Source organism: Brevundimonas sp. (genome assembly GCF_003248455.1).
Taxonomy (GTDB): Bacteria; Pseudomonadota; Alphaproteobacteria; order Caulobacterales; family Caulobacteraceae; genus Brevundimonas.
The window spans coordinates 1-12,628 of sequence record NZ_QFNM01000009.1; the positions used below are offsets into that span (position 1 = coordinate 1).

Sequence of the window (12,628 nt, forward strand, 5' to 3'; positions counted from 1 at the left end):
CGTTGGTCTTGTTCAGGCTCTGCAGGGCGACCGCAGCGCCGTAGTTGGTGTTGATGCTGTTAGCCATTTTGGCTGTCCTTCTTCACTTCGTGATGGCCGACGCCGTTTTGGCGACGGGAGCGTTTTGCTCGGTGTTGGCGGACGGACGGAGCCGACCCCCGGTTAAGAAGCCTTGGCGCGACCCGCCGAAACGGGCTCACGCCTCCGGGCCTCAGCGGAATAGACTCAGCAGGATCGAGCTGGACGAGTTGGCGATGGACAACGCCTGGACGCCAAGCTGCTGCTTGGTCTGAAGCGCGGTCAGCTTGGCGCTTTCCTTGGCCAGGTCGGCGTCGACCAGGTTGCCGATGCCGGCCTCGGTCGCGTCCTGCAGTTTGTTGACGAAGGTGATCTGACGACCGACCGACTTGGACTGGGTGCCCAGGGTCGCCAGGCTGTCCGTGACTTTCTTGATGGCGGCGTCGACGTTCGCCACCGTCGCATTGGCGGCGGTGACGGCGCCGGTGTTGACGGCGGTCAGGGTCGCATCGGCCGACGGCGCGGCGGCGAAGCCGACGCCGTAGGTTCCGCCCGACGTGTTGGTCGTCAGATTGGTGAGGGCGGCCGTGGTCCACAGGTTCACGCCGTCGAAGCTGGCGCCCGACAGGGCCGAAGCCACCTCCTTGCCCAGGGCGTTGTAGTCGGCCAGGTAAGCCACTTGGGCGTCGCCGGTCGAGGAGGCGATGTTGACCGCCAGGGCCTTCATCTCTTCCAGGGCCGAGGTGGCCGTGTCGCCCGCCGCCAGGGCCACGTCGACGATGGACTGGCCGCGTTGCAGCGAGTTCTTGACCGCATCCATCGCGCCCATGTTGGCGCGCTGGGTCGTGGCGATGGCGAAGATCGCGCCGTTGTCCTTGGCCGAGGACACCTTCATCCCCGTGTTCACCCGGTTCTGGGTCGTCTCCAGGGCGGCGTTGGTCTTGTTCAGGTTTTGCAGCGCGATGGCCGCGCCATAGTTGGTGTTGATGCTGTTCGCCATTTTGGCAGGTCCTTCACTTCGGTGACGTCCGGCGACGTTTTGTCGCCAGGAGCTTTTTGCTCGGTGGGTAAGAAGCAATTGCCGGGCCGCGAGCATGGGCCGACAAATTTCATAAGCTACTGTTTTTGCTAGTTAACCTTTGATTTACCGTCCTTCCTGCCCGGCAGAAGTTGCCGAGGCGAGCCGCACCGCTCGGCAGGATTTGCCGGGCGACGGGCGAGGGGTGGGGCGGGAGGCCCGCCATGCTCGGGCCGTCCGCGTCGGATCGCGCCGAGAACCGTCGCCTTAGCTGCGGAACAGGTTCAGCAGGATCGAGCTGGACGAGTTGGCGATGGACAGCGCCTGCACGCCAAGCTGCTGCTTGGTCTGAAGCGCGGTCAGCTTGGCGCTTTCCTTGGCCAGGTCGGCGTCCACCAGGTTGCCGATGCCCGCCTCGGTCGCGTCCTGCAGCTTGCCGACGAAGGTGAGTTGGCGGCCCACCGATTTGGACTGGGTGCCCAGGGTCGCCAGGTCGGACGTGATCTCCTTGATGGCGGCGTCGACGATGGCGGTCGTGGCCCCGGCGCGCACGGCCGTGCCGGCCGAGACGGCGGTGACGGCGGCGGCGGCGGCCTTGTCCGTCGTGCCGAAGCCGATCTCATAGGTTCCGCCGCTGACGCTGGTGGTCAGGCTGGTCGCCGTGGTGGTGTTCCACAGGTTGACGCCGTCGAAGCTGGCGCCCTTCAGCGCCTTGTCGATCTCGCCGCCCAGGGCGTTGAAATCCTTCAGATAGGCGGTTTCGGCGTCGGAGCCGGCGACGGACGACTGGATGTTGACCGCCAGCTGTTTCATCTCTTCCAGGGCGGCGGTGACGGTGTCGCCGGCGGCCAGGGCCACATCGACGATGGATTGGCCGCGTTGCAGCGAGTTCTTGACCGCGTCCATGGCGCCCATGTTGGCGCGCTGGGTCGTCGCGATGGCGAAGATCGCGCCGTTGTCCTTGGCGGTGGCCACCTTCATGCCCGTGTTGACACGGTTCTGCGTGCGCTCCAACTGGGCGTTGGTCGCATTGAGGTTCTGCAGCGCGATGGCGGCGCCGTAATTCGTATTGATGCTGTTAGCCATTTTGGCTGTCCTTTTTCACTTCGTGTGATGTCCGGCGCCATTTTAGCGCCAGGAGCCTTTTGCTCGGTCGGATCAGGAGCAAGGGCGGGGCCAGGTTCGCCAATGGCCCGCGCGCGCCCCCCATCGCTGTTTTCATTGAACTTATCTCGCCGCCCAGCGAGGCGGCCCGGCAAGTCCGACCGCCGGGCGGGCAGAAGTTGCCGAGCCGTTTCTGCAGGGCGTCTAGCGCCGGCCGCCCTGCCCGCTCCTGTGGGCGTCCTGCATGGCCCTCTCCGCCAGCAGGGTCTCGACCGCCAGGCGGCGAGCGCCGTCGCAGGCGATGATCTGGGCCCCGCGCAGCACATAGGCGGCGTCCAGGTCCGCTGTCGTCGGCTCAGCCGGCAGGGTCGCCAGGGCGCAGGAGCGCGTCGCCGCCGGCGGCAGGGCCAGCCGCGGCGGCGCAACCGTCGAGATCGGGGGCGAGCCGGCACAGCTGGCCGTCATGATCGCGCAGGCGAACAGCGCGGCGGGGGTCCAAGGGGTGGTCGGCGTCATCGGCGCTCCTGGCCTGGACGACAGCGGCGGCGGTCGTCCGCTCCGCCGTCGTCGCGATGTGTTGATAGTGATCCACGCGCAGCGCCTGAGCCGCCGCGCCTTCGGCCTCCAGCCGCCGGGACTCGGCCTGGGCCGCGGCCGCGACGGACGCCTGGCGCGCCTGATCCCGAGCGGCGGCCAGGCGTTTCCGCTGGAGGTCCAGCGGATCCCAGCGAAAGCCCAGCCCGCCCAGCAAAACGGCCCCCAGCGCCAGCGCCGCCGCGCCCGCCGCCAGCCATCCCAAGAGGGTCGGCGCCCGCTTCGCCGCGCCGCTCATGGAAAGGCCTTTCGATCCAGTTCGAAATGCGGCCCGTCGCGCAGCGTCTTCCAATCGCCGCCCCAGACCAGGGGCGTCTTCAGATCGACCGCCGCCGCCTTGAACACCTCGGCGATCCGGCCATACAGCGGCCAGTCCCAGCGCACCTGCCCCTCCACCAGGGCGGCGACGTCCACGGCATGGCCGGTCAGGTGACGCGATCTCCGGGTCCGGCTGGCTCCGGCCTTGACCAGAGCCGCCTGACGCGCGGGCGTGCGCAGCCCCTCGGTGATCATGAAATCGACCGGCGAGCGGACGATGGCCGCCTCGACCACGGCGATCAGGGCCGGATGGACGCCCGCCAGACGGGCGCGCGAGCGGGCGGACAGACGAAAGCTCATGGCCGGCCTCCCGGAATCCGCAAGCGCGCATTGGCCGACAGGGCGATCAGCTGCTGCGCCGTCGGCGCGACCAGATAGAGGACCAGGATCAGGGCCAGCAGCCCCATCAGGCCCTCTGCCGTGCGGGGCAGCATCTGCGGCGGCATCCGCCGAACCACCTGCATCAGAAGCACCCATAGTCCGGTGCTGATCGCAAAGGCGTAGAGGCGGCGGTAAAGCCATCGTCCCTCGGCCAGCGGCTTGTGGTTCCGCCCGTTCATCGTTCATCCTCCTCGTCATAGGGGTTGGGGTCGCACCGGCCGTCCCAGCCGGAATGCGCCCGCCATTCGGTGTCGCTGAGACTGTCGGGGGCGTCCCAGGCCTCGTCCTCCAGGACCTCGACCGGCTCGGCCAGGTGTCTGCGCCGGCTCATCCGACAGCCGTGATGCGAACCACGCCCCCGGCGCCCGAACCGCCCGCGCCGCCGGCCGTCAGGCCCGCGCCTCCGCCGCCGCCGCCCGCGCCGAAGCCCCCGCCGGGTCCGCCGGCGGCGCCCGTTCCCTCGGCCGAGGCGTTTCCGCCGCCGCCGCCGCCGCCGGCCAGGGACAGGGCCGGATCGGGAGAGCCGCCCGCCGCGCCCGCTGCGCCGCCCGGCGTCCGCACCGTGGACCATCCCCCCGCGCCGCCGGTCCCGCCCGCGCGCGCGGCGTCGCCGGCGCTCAGTCCCCCGCCGCCCGCACCGCCGCCTGGACCGTCGGGCTGCTGGGTTTCGCCGCCCCGCCCGCCCGCTGAGGCGATCGCGGACGCCCCGCCCGGATTGCCCGCGGCCAGACCCAGGCCGCCGAGACCGCCCTGCCCCGCTGCGGACGTCCCCGCAGACCCCGCCGATCCGCCGGCCGCGCGCAACAGGACCAGGCCGCCTGTCGCAATCCGGCTCTCGCCGCCCGCGCCCTGACCGCCAACGTCCTGGCCGCCCGCCCCGACCGTGACCGAAAGGCCGCCCGCCAGGTCCTCGGCCGCCCAGCATTCCCGGCTGATCCCGCCCGCCCCGCCGCCGCCGCCGCCGAAACGCGGGGTTCCGGCAGGGCCGGACGCCCCCGCCCCGCCCGCGCCGCCCCCGCCGACGCAGACCGCCTCGATCCATCGCGCCCAGGCCGGGGGCGCATAGCCGCCGTCGGCGGTCATCAGAACGGTCTGGCGCCGCACCACGCCCCGGTCGAAGACGGCCCGGCCCGTGGCGCGGTCGATATGCAGGACCGATCGCCAGACGCCCGCCTCGTCGCAGGTCTTCAGCCCCAGATCATCCTCGCCGATCAGGCCCAGTTCGGCGCAGGCGGCGTATCCGCTCTGGAACAGCAGCGACAGGACATCGCCGGCCCCCGCCTTGTTGAAGGTCAGCCGCAGGTCGCCGTCCCCGCCTTCCGCCACGCCCCGGGCCGTGAACAGGGCGGCGTTCAGCTTGGCCGACAGGGGATTGGCCGCGTCCGCCGTCGTCCCCAGCCCCAGCCGCTCCAACCCCTGCGCCTCGCCCAGAACGGCGCCCAGCGGCGTCCAGCCCGCTTCGCCCCGGACCCAGACGGCCGGCACGTCCAGCACCAGGGCGACCAGGCCCGGCGGCGTCGGAACGGCGCTCCAGCCGCCCGCCTCGAACCGCATCAGATCGCCCTCGGACCGACCCGCCCAGGCCGAGCCTTCCGCCTCCGCCGGCAGGATGTAGAGGTCGCCGTCGCCGGGCTCGGCGGGCTGCACCGCCGTCGTTCGGCTGACCGCCGCCGTCTGCAACAGGGCGTCCAGCCGGGTCAGGGCCGTGTTCAGGGTCACGTGTTTCTGCATCTGCCCCGCCGCCAGATAGGGCAGGGCCAGACGCGCGGTGAAATCGTCGCTCATGGGGATCTCCGTTGTCGTCGGAGATCAGTCTGGACGCGCCGCGTCCTCAGGCCGGAAGATGGTCGCTGGTCGACCTCAACTGCTTGTTTTCAGACGGGTTCGATTCGCCCGATAGGATGGAGAGTCGGCGCCGACCCTCCTATTTCAGTCGTGCAGATAGACGATCCGCTTCAGCGCCTCGTCGGCCTGGACCGTGGCTTCGTGGCGCGCGTGATCGCCGCTGGCGCGGGCGTTGGCCTCGCTGTCCTCGACCCAGTGGGTGGTCTCGATGTGTTTCTGCAGCGCGCGCGCCGCCATCAACTGCCCCGGAAAGAAGGTGTCCACCAGATCGCCGGCGATGGGCACCGTGCCGGTCGCCGTATCGACGGCCATATAGGCGCCCATCCGCGCCAGGGTCGCCGGCGTCGCCCTGGCCCGCACGGCCTGAAGCATCAGCCAGCCGCCGGTGCCGACCGTATAGGCCGTGCCCACCACCGGAACCCAGGTCAGCAGCGCATCCAGGCCCATGCCGAACGGGCCGATGCCGATGACCCGGTCGGACAGCTTCTTGACGCCCTCGACATTGGACCAGATGTTTTCGATATCGCGGATCGACCGTGCGGCCATGTGGCCCTCCAAGCGTCGCCCTAACGCGGGGCGACGCGCCCTTGTTCAATCCGAAAGGTCGGTGCGCCGATGTCCCTGTTCAAGCTGACGGCGAACGTGCTGGCCGGACTGGCCCTGGCGGGGCTGGCGGTGTTCGGCGTCGCGGCCCTGAGCGGGATCGGCCATCGGTGGGTGGACATCCTGGCCCAGTTCGCCGCCCCCGCCCTGCTGGCGGCTGCAGCGACCACCGCCCTGTGCCTGTTGCTGCGGCTTTGGCCGGCGGCGGGCGTGGGCGCGGCCTCGTGCCTGATCCTGGCGCTCGCCGCCTGGCCGCAGTGGACGCCGCCGCGCGGAACGCCTGCGCCGGGCGCGCCCATCGTGCGGCTGTATTCGGCCAATCTTTGGGTCTTCAACACCGATGTGGAGGCCATGCGGCGCTCCATCGCGGCCGCCGACGCCGACATTCTGGTGCTGGTCGAGGTGGGCGACGCGCCGGCCGCCCGGCTGGACGAGCTGCTGGCCGGCTATCCCCACCGCACCGCCGTCGGGCGAAGGCGCGGGCCGGGCGATCACGCCCAGTCCATCGTCGCCTCGCGCTATCCGATATTGCAACGCCTGCCCGACCGGCCAGACGGGTTAAGCGCCGCAGGGGCCGTGGTCCAGACGCCTATCGGGCCGATCGACGTCTTCGCCGTGCATCTGACGCGGCCGTGGCCCTATCAGTATCAATGGGGCCAGATCACCCAGGTCATGGCCCTGACCGAACGGCGGCTGGCGGCGCCGGACAATCCCGTCATCGCCGCCGGGGATTTCAACAGCGTCTCCACCGCCCGCATCGGCAAGCAGATTCAGGCGGACATGAACCTGATCCCCGCGCCCGGCTGGCCCGGCACCTGGCCCAGTCGACTTCCCGCCTTCGCCTGGATCACCATCGACCAGGTCTATCGCTCGCCCGACCTGGCCCTGATCACCCGCCGCCTGGGCCTGGCCACAGGCTCGGACCACCGGCCGGTGATCACCGAGTTCACCCGCGCGGCGAGATAAGCGCCTTCAGCCGCGCCTCATGGCCGTCGACTGGAAAGTCGTCGGCGATCCAGCCGTCCTCGAACGCCTTCAGCAACCGGCCCGTTTCCGGCCCGGGCGGCACGCCCAGCCGCGCCAGGTCGCGCCCGTTGACCGGCGGCCTGGGCGGGGTCCAGTCCGCCGCCAGCGCCCGCAAGGCGTCGCCGTCGCCGCCGCCCGCCGCCTCGGCCCGCGCCAGCCGGTCCTCGAACGCGACCCGCCCCAGCCGATAAAGGGCCGCCCGCGCCTGGGCCGGGGCCATGTCCGGGGCGACGACCGGCCCCTCGGCCACCGCCGCGATCAGTCGATCCCGATCCGCATTGGACAGGCGCAAGGCCGCCGCCGCAGCCGCCGCCGCCCCGGCGTCGGCCGGCAGCAGGGCCGACAGCCGCAGCACCGGATCCTCCGTCACGTCGCACAGGGCCTGGAACAGCGTCAGCGGCTGAACCTGCGGCAGCACCTGGACCAGCACCCCCGTCTCGTTCATCGCCCGCACCGCCGGACGCGGATCGGGCGCGGCCAGCAGTTTCAGCAGTTCCTTGGACACCCGCTCGGCCGACAGCTGCGCCATGCCGTCCTTCAGGGCCGCGCAGGCCGCCAGGCCCGCCGCGTCCGGCGCGCCCCGTCCGTACCAGGCGCAGAACCGGAAGAAGCGCAGGATGCGCAGATAGTCCTCGCGGATGCGGGTCTCGGCCTGGCCCACGAAGACGATCCGTCCCGCCGCCGCATCGTCCAGCCCCCCCCCGGTCGGATCGAACACCCGCCCCTCGGCGTCGGCATAGAGGGCGTTCAGGCGGAAATCGCGCCGGGCGGCGTCCTCGGCCCAGTCCTGGGTGAAGGCGACCACGGCCCGGCGGCCGTCGGTCTCCACGTCCCGGCGCAGGGTGGTGATCTCGTACGGGCGGCGTTCCGACACCCCCGTCACCGTGCCGTGCTCCACCCCGGTCGGCACGGCCTTCAGGCCCGCCGCCTTCAGGGCCGCCATCGTCCGGTCGGGCGTCAGAAGGGTGGCGATGTCGATGTCGTCGACCGGCTGGCCCAGCAGGCTGTTCCTGACGCAGCCTCCGACGAAGCGCGCGCAGCCCGCCCCGCCCGCCGCCTCGAGCGCCGTCATCACCGCGCGGGTGGCCGACGCCTCCAGCCACGGCTGGCCGCGCATGGAAAGCGTCACGCCGCATCCTCGTCGGCGGCGGCGGCCGGATGGTCCTCGTCGCCGTATAGCCGGGCGTGCAGACCCTTCAGAATGCCCGCCGTCACGCCCCAGATGTAACGCTCGCCCCACGGCATGGCCCAGAACCAGCGCCGCAGCCCCTCGTCCAGGTCATAGAAATCGCGGCGATGGTTGGCCGCATCCATCAGAAAGTCCCACGGCGTCTCGAACACCTCCGCCACCTCGTCGGGCGACGGCGTGACGACCGGCGCGGCGTCCAGCCAGCCGATCACCGGCGTCACCAGAAATCCCGTGCCGGTCTCATAGGCGTCGGACAGGCCCAGCACCTGGACGGCGGACGGGTTCAGGGCCACCTCCTCGTCCGCCTCGCGCAGCGCCGCCTGGACCGCAGTCTCTCCGGGGTCCAGCCGGCCGCCGGGAAAGGCGATCTGGCCGGTGTGGCGCGCCAGGGTGTCCGCCCGGCGGGTCAGCAGCACCGTCGCCCCCTCGGGCCGCGCCACCACGGGGATCAGCACCGCCGCCGGCCGAAGATCGGTCGTCAGACGCGCGCTGCCGGGATTCAGGTCGTAATCGGATCGGCCCGGCTTCAGCCCCGGACGCCAGTTGTCGGCGGGGACCAGACGCCGGGCCAGGCGCGTCTTGAGCGTCTCCAGGCTCACGCCACGGCTCCAAGCGAGAAGGCCTGGCCGCCCGAGCGCACGACCAGCTGGCCGTCGACCTCCTCGGCCATTTCGACCAGTTGGTAGAAGACCGGCCGCGCGATCCGCGCCCACAGGTCGCGGCGCACATGGATGCGGGGCGCGGGTTCGCCCGTGATCGGATCGGTCTGCACCATGATGGGATCGTCGGGACCGGCGCGCACCTCGTCGCCCACATCGGTCACGAAGATCAGGTCATCCCCCTCGCGCCCCAGGCTCACGGCGCGGAACGGCAGGTCCTCGACCCGGATCCTCAACTTCTCGACCGGCGTGACCAGGTGATAGCCGTCGGGGTCTTTCCTCAGAACGGTCGAGAACAGCCGCACCAGTTCCTTGCGGGCGATGGGCGAACCCTCGTGCATCCAGACCCCGTCGCGCCGGATGACGATGTCGATCTCGCCGCAATGATCCGGGTTCCACAGATGGACCGGCGGCAGGCCCCGCCGCGTGGAGTCCCTGGGCGAGTCCCTGGGGGCCTGTTTCGCCGCCTGGGCCAGGGCGTTCAGCCCGTCCTTCGATGCCTCGTCGACCATCACGAAGACTTAGGCGCGCCGGATCGGTTCGTCACCTGTCCAGCGCGCCTCTGGCCGAAAGTCGATCAGAACTTCCGGCCGAAGCCGACGGACACGACCCAGGGGTCCAGGTCCACGTCGCTTTTCAGCGCGCCGTCGTTGATGTCGGCGTCGGTGTTGAACCAGACCTTCTTGACATCGACGTTCAGGCTCCACGGCCCCTTGACGCCGATGTCGGCGCCCGCCTGCAGGGCGTAGCCAAAGCCGTCGTCCAGCTTGACCTTGAAGTTGTTCTTATCCTTGCCGTTGAAGAAGACCATGTAGTTCACGCCCGCCCCGACATAGGGGCTGAAGCGGCCTTCGGTCAGCGGACGGTACTGCAGGGTCACGACCGGCGGCAGGACCCAGGTTTCGTGCACGGCGACATCCGTCGCGCCGCCCTGGGCGCGGATTTCATGCTGGGTCGCGCCCAGAATGGCCTCCACCGCCAGATGATCGGTCAGGAAATAGGTGAAGCCCAAGGTCGGCATGACGCTGTCGCCCACATCGACGTGCAGGCCGCTGTCGGCGCCGGCCGCCGTGGTGACGGCGTCGTCGGCCTGGGAGAAGACATCGGTCACGCGGCCGGTGACGATCCAGTCGCCGGCGCGCGGCGCGGTCCAGGCGTCTGCGGTCGAACCGGCGGCGCTCTGGGCCAGAACCGGCGTGCCGACGGCGGCCGCGGCGATGGCGACCAGGGTGGCGAACTTATAGGCTTTCACTTCGGTTATCCCCGACGTCCAGGCCGCCTGATGCGGCCGCTCTTCGGCGTCGGGGGCGTGATGCGCGCTGCGGAGCCAGGCCGCCTTGATCCAGCGCAAAAAGTCTTATCGCGCGATCGCCGCCCCGCCGGACGCGACCGTCACGCCCGTCGCCAGCCAAAGGACCCGCCCGCGATCCACCGGGCCGGGCAGCACGACTTGGGGCGCAGGGACGAAGCCGAACCGCTCGAAATAGGCCCGGTCGCCGACCAGCAGGACGCCCCCGATCCCCCCCCGGCCGCGGGCGTGATCCAGGCAGGCCTGGACCAATTCGGCGCCCAGGCCGTCGCTGCGGCGCCCGGCGTCCACCGCGATGGGGCCCAGGAACAGGGCCGGCGTCCGGCCGACGACGACAGGCCACAGCCGCACCGCGCCGATCACCCGTCCGTTCAGGCGGGCCACGAAACCGGCGGTCGGTTTCGATCCTTCGCGCAGCCGCTCGGCCGTCTTGGCGAACCGTCCCGGCCCGAAGGCGGCCATGACCAGCGCCTCCACGCCTTCGGCGTCGGCCGGGGTCTCGGCTTCGATACGGCTGACGACCGCGGGCATCACCAGGGCGTGCGACATGGGGCGCGCACCTAGAAGCAAAGCCGCGCCAAATCAAGGCGCGGTCTCGTGACGGTCAGCCGATCTTGGAAAAGTCCGGCGCGCGTTTCTGGGTGAAGGCGGTGAAGGCCTCCATCGCCTCGGGGCTTCGCATCTGCGATCCGAAGGCCTCGCCCTCGCGCTGCATCAGCGCCCAAAGCCCCTCGGCGTCGCGCATCAGCCGCTTGGTCTTGCGGATCGAGTTCGGGGCGCGGGCCGCCACCTTGGCCGCCAGGTCCGCCGCCGTCGCCTCGACCTCGCCGGCCGGGACCGCGCGATTGGCCAGGCCCCAGGCGAGGGCCGTCCTGCCGTCCAGCGGCTCGCCCAGGGCGAACAGTTCGAACGCCCGCTGATGTCCGATCGCGGCCGGCAGCAGCAGGCTGGACGCCGCCTCGGGCGCCAGGGCCAGGTTGACGAAGGGCACGGACAACAGGGCGTCCTCGGCCGCCACCACCAGGTCGCAGTGCAGCAGCATGGTCAGGCCGATCCCGACCGCCCGGCCCTTCACCGCCGCCACCGCCGGCTTGTCCAGGTCCGCCAGCGCCTTCAGGAAGCGGAACACGGCCATCTCGCCCGGTCCCGCGCCCTGCGATCCCAGGGCGATGAAGTCGCCGATGTCGTTGCCGGCCGAGAAATTGTCGCCCTCGGCGCGCAGCAGCAGCACCCGCACCGCCTCGTCGGTCCGCGCCCGCTCGGTCGCCTCGGCCATGGCCGAATACATGGCCTGGGTGATGGCGTTCTTCTTGTCGGCCCTGTCCATCGTCAGGGTCAGCACGCCGTCGGTCAGCTCTGTGCGGATATGGTCGCTCATATCGTTTCCTCGTCCTGTTCGACGGCGGTCCACCAATCGACGCCGTTCTCGTCGCGCGTACGCCGGGCGCGGCCGCGTCGTTCCAGATAGTTCAGATGCGCCTGGGCCTCGCCGGTGGCCATGCCCAGGACGCCGTCGCCGACCGCCCGACCGAACACGGCGGAAAAGGCGTCCACGACCCTGGACGGCTGACGCAACGTCCGCTCAAGCCGTTTCAGCGCGACCTCGTGTCCACGCTTGAGCGCGTCCAGCCGGGGGTGGACCCCATGGAACGGCTCCCCGTGGGATGGCAGGACGAAGGCCTCCTCCGGCAGCATCCCCCTCAGCTTGGCCAGGGACGCCATCCAGTCCTCCAGCGGGTCCGCATCCGGCTCGGTCGGCCAGACCGACACATTCGACGAGATTCGCGGCAGGATCTGGTCGCCCGAGATGAAGACGTCGTCCGATTTCCGCCACAGGCAGACATGTTCCGGGCTGTGCCCCGCCCCCATCACCACGGTCCAGGCGTCGCCGCCGATCGTCAGGACGTCCCCGTCTTCCAGGCGTCGGTACGCCCTCGGCAAGGGCGACACGCCCTGGGCGAAGCCGCCATAGTCCTGGCGCCAGGACACGATCTGCGCCTCGGTCCAGCCGGCGGCGCGATAGAAGATCTCGCCCTCCGCGGGCGCGTCCCCGGCGGTCTCCCCCGCCAGCGTTCGCCCGGTCAGATATTCCAGCCTCGACATCAGAAGCGGAGCCGCGGCTCGTTCACAAAGCCAGCCGGCCAGGCCGATATGGTCGGGATGCATATGGGTGCAGATCAGCCTGACGACCGGCCGCCCCCCCAACCCGGCGACAAGAACTTTCTCCCAGTCCTCGATGGCGGCCCTTGTTCGCAGTCCCGTATCGACGATGGTCCAGCCTTCGCCATCCTCGATGGCGAACACATTCACATGATCCAACTGGAACGGCAGCGCGAACCTCAACCACAGCACGCCCCGCGCGACCGCGATCGCCTCGCCCGGACCGGGGGCACCCGGCAGGGGATAGGTCAGACCGCGCGCCTCACTCGCCAGCTTCACCGCTACTGCATCGTCCGCCAAATGCGTCTCCAATTGAAACGGGCGACTGTATTCCGTTCTTCCGCCCTGCGTCCACCCGCCTTGACCCCGCACGATTAGACCGCCACGAAGCCTGCAACGTCCCC

At 70.6% G+C, this 12,628-nt stretch carries 16 protein-coding genes; 1 reads left to right on the top strand and 15 read right to left on the bottom strand.

Going from position 1 to position 12,628, the window contains the following annotated elements; genetic code table 11:
* Positions 1 to 211: 211 nt before the first annotated feature.
* The 8 genes from DI624_RS04940 to DI624_RS04975 all read right to left on the bottom strand — a co-directional run bounded on the left by DI624_RS04940 (position 212) and on the right by DI624_RS04975 (position 5,824).
* Entirely contained in the window at positions 212 to 1,018 is an 807-nt protein-coding gene (locus tag DI624_RS04940) for a flagellin (protein WP_291536385.1), read from the bottom strand.
* Positions 1,019 to 1,303: 285 nt separating this feature from the next.
* Entirely contained in the window at positions 1,304 to 2,122 is an 819-nt protein-coding gene (locus DI624_RS04945) for a flagellin (protein ID WP_291536386.1), read from the bottom strand.
* Positions 2,123 to 2,495: 373 nt separating this feature from the next.
* Positions 2,496 to 2,972, bottom strand: coding sequence for a hypothetical protein (locus DI624_RS04950; protein ID WP_291536387.1), 477 nt, complete (start codon positions 2,970 to 2,972; stop codon positions 2,496 to 2,498).
* Positions 2,969 to 3,352 carry a M15 family metallopeptidase gene (locus tag DI624_RS04955; RefSeq protein ID WP_291536388.1) on the bottom strand — a complete coding sequence of 128 codons (384 nt, stop codon included), beginning with the start codon at positions 3,350 to 3,352 and terminating at the stop codon, positions 2,969 to 2,971. The genes DI624_RS04950 and DI624_RS04955 overlap by 4 nt, the downstream gene beginning before the upstream one ends.
* Positions 3,349 to 3,612: a hypothetical protein gene (locus DI624_RS04960; protein ID WP_291536389.1), complete on the bottom strand. Its 264-nt coding sequence runs from the start codon at positions 3,610 to 3,612 to the stop codon at positions 3,349 to 3,351. Before DI624_RS04960 ends, DI624_RS04955 begins: the two co-directional genes overlap by 4 nt.
* Complete coding sequence (locus DI624_RS04965) at positions 3,609 to 3,764, bottom strand: hypothetical protein (protein ID WP_291536390.1); 156 nt, start codon at positions 3,762 to 3,764, stop codon at positions 3,609 to 3,611. The genes DI624_RS04960 and DI624_RS04965 overlap by 4 nt, the downstream gene beginning before the upstream one ends.
* Positions 3,761 to 5,218, bottom strand: coding sequence for a DUF2793 domain-containing protein (locus DI624_RS04970; protein ID WP_291536391.1), 1,458 nt, complete (start codon positions 5,216 to 5,218; stop codon positions 3,761 to 3,763). The genes DI624_RS04965 and DI624_RS04970 overlap by 4 nt, the downstream gene beginning before the upstream one ends.
* A gap of 144 nt (positions 5,219 to 5,362) precedes the next feature.
* A complete protein-coding gene (locus tag DI624_RS04975) occupies positions 5,363 to 5,824 on the bottom strand; it encodes a DUF4112 domain-containing protein (RefSeq protein WP_291536393.1) in 462 nt (153 codons plus the stop codon).
* Positions 5,825 to 5,893: 69 nt separating this feature from the next.
* On the opposite strand from DI624_RS04975, the gene DI624_RS04980 reads away from it, so the two are divergent.
* Positions 5,894 to 6,847 (top strand): endonuclease/exonuclease/phosphatase family protein, encoded by a 954-nt coding sequence (locus tag DI624_RS04980; RefSeq protein ID WP_291536394.1) that lies wholly within the window; start codon positions 5,894 to 5,896, stop codon positions 6,845 to 6,847.
* On the opposite strand, the gene DI624_RS04985 is transcribed toward DI624_RS04980, so the two are convergent.
* From DI624_RS04985 to DI624_RS05015, 7 genes are all read right to left on the bottom strand, one after another.
* Positions 6,828 to 8,036 carry a CCA tRNA nucleotidyltransferase gene (locus DI624_RS04985; protein ID WP_291536395.1) on the bottom strand — a complete coding sequence of 403 codons (1,209 nt, stop codon included), beginning with the start codon at positions 8,034 to 8,036 and terminating at the stop codon, positions 6,828 to 6,830. The genes DI624_RS04980 and DI624_RS04985 overlap by 20 nt on opposite strands.
* Positions 8,033 to 8,695, bottom strand: coding sequence for a CoA pyrophosphatase (locus DI624_RS04990; RefSeq protein WP_291536396.1), 663 nt, complete (start codon positions 8,693 to 8,695; stop codon positions 8,033 to 8,035). The genes DI624_RS04985 and DI624_RS04990 overlap by 4 nt, the downstream gene beginning before the upstream one ends.
* Positions 8,692 to 9,267 carry a DUF1285 domain-containing protein gene (locus DI624_RS04995; RefSeq protein WP_291536398.1) on the bottom strand — a complete coding sequence of 192 codons (576 nt, stop codon included), beginning with the start codon at positions 9,265 to 9,267 and terminating at the stop codon, positions 8,692 to 8,694. Before DI624_RS04995 ends, DI624_RS04990 begins: the two co-directional genes overlap by 4 nt.
* 65 nt (positions 9,268 to 9,332) lie before the next feature.
* On the bottom strand, positions 9,333 to 9,944 hold the full coding sequence (locus tag DI624_RS05000) for an OmpW family protein (protein WP_367142083.1): 612 nt from the start codon (positions 9,942 to 9,944) through the stop codon (positions 9,333 to 9,335).
* Between the two features lie 168 nt (positions 9,945 to 10,112).
* The gene (locus DI624_RS05005) at positions 10,113 to 10,613 is read right to left on the bottom strand and encodes a GNAT family N-acetyltransferase (RefSeq protein ID WP_291536400.1); all 501 of its coding nucleotides are present in this window, start codon (positions 10,611 to 10,613) and stop codon (positions 10,113 to 10,115) included.
* Positions 10,614 to 10,668: 55 nt separating this feature from the next.
* Positions 10,669 to 11,442 (bottom strand): enoyl-CoA hydratase, encoded by a 774-nt coding sequence (locus tag DI624_RS05010; RefSeq protein ID WP_291536401.1) that lies wholly within the window; start codon positions 11,440 to 11,442, stop codon positions 10,669 to 10,671.
* Positions 11,439 to 12,524, bottom strand: coding sequence for an MBL fold metallo-hydrolase (locus DI624_RS05015; protein ID WP_291536402.1), 1,086 nt, complete (start codon positions 12,522 to 12,524; stop codon positions 11,439 to 11,441). The genes DI624_RS05010 and DI624_RS05015 overlap by 4 nt, the downstream gene beginning before the upstream one ends.
* Positions 12,525 to 12,628: the final 104 nt, after the last annotated feature.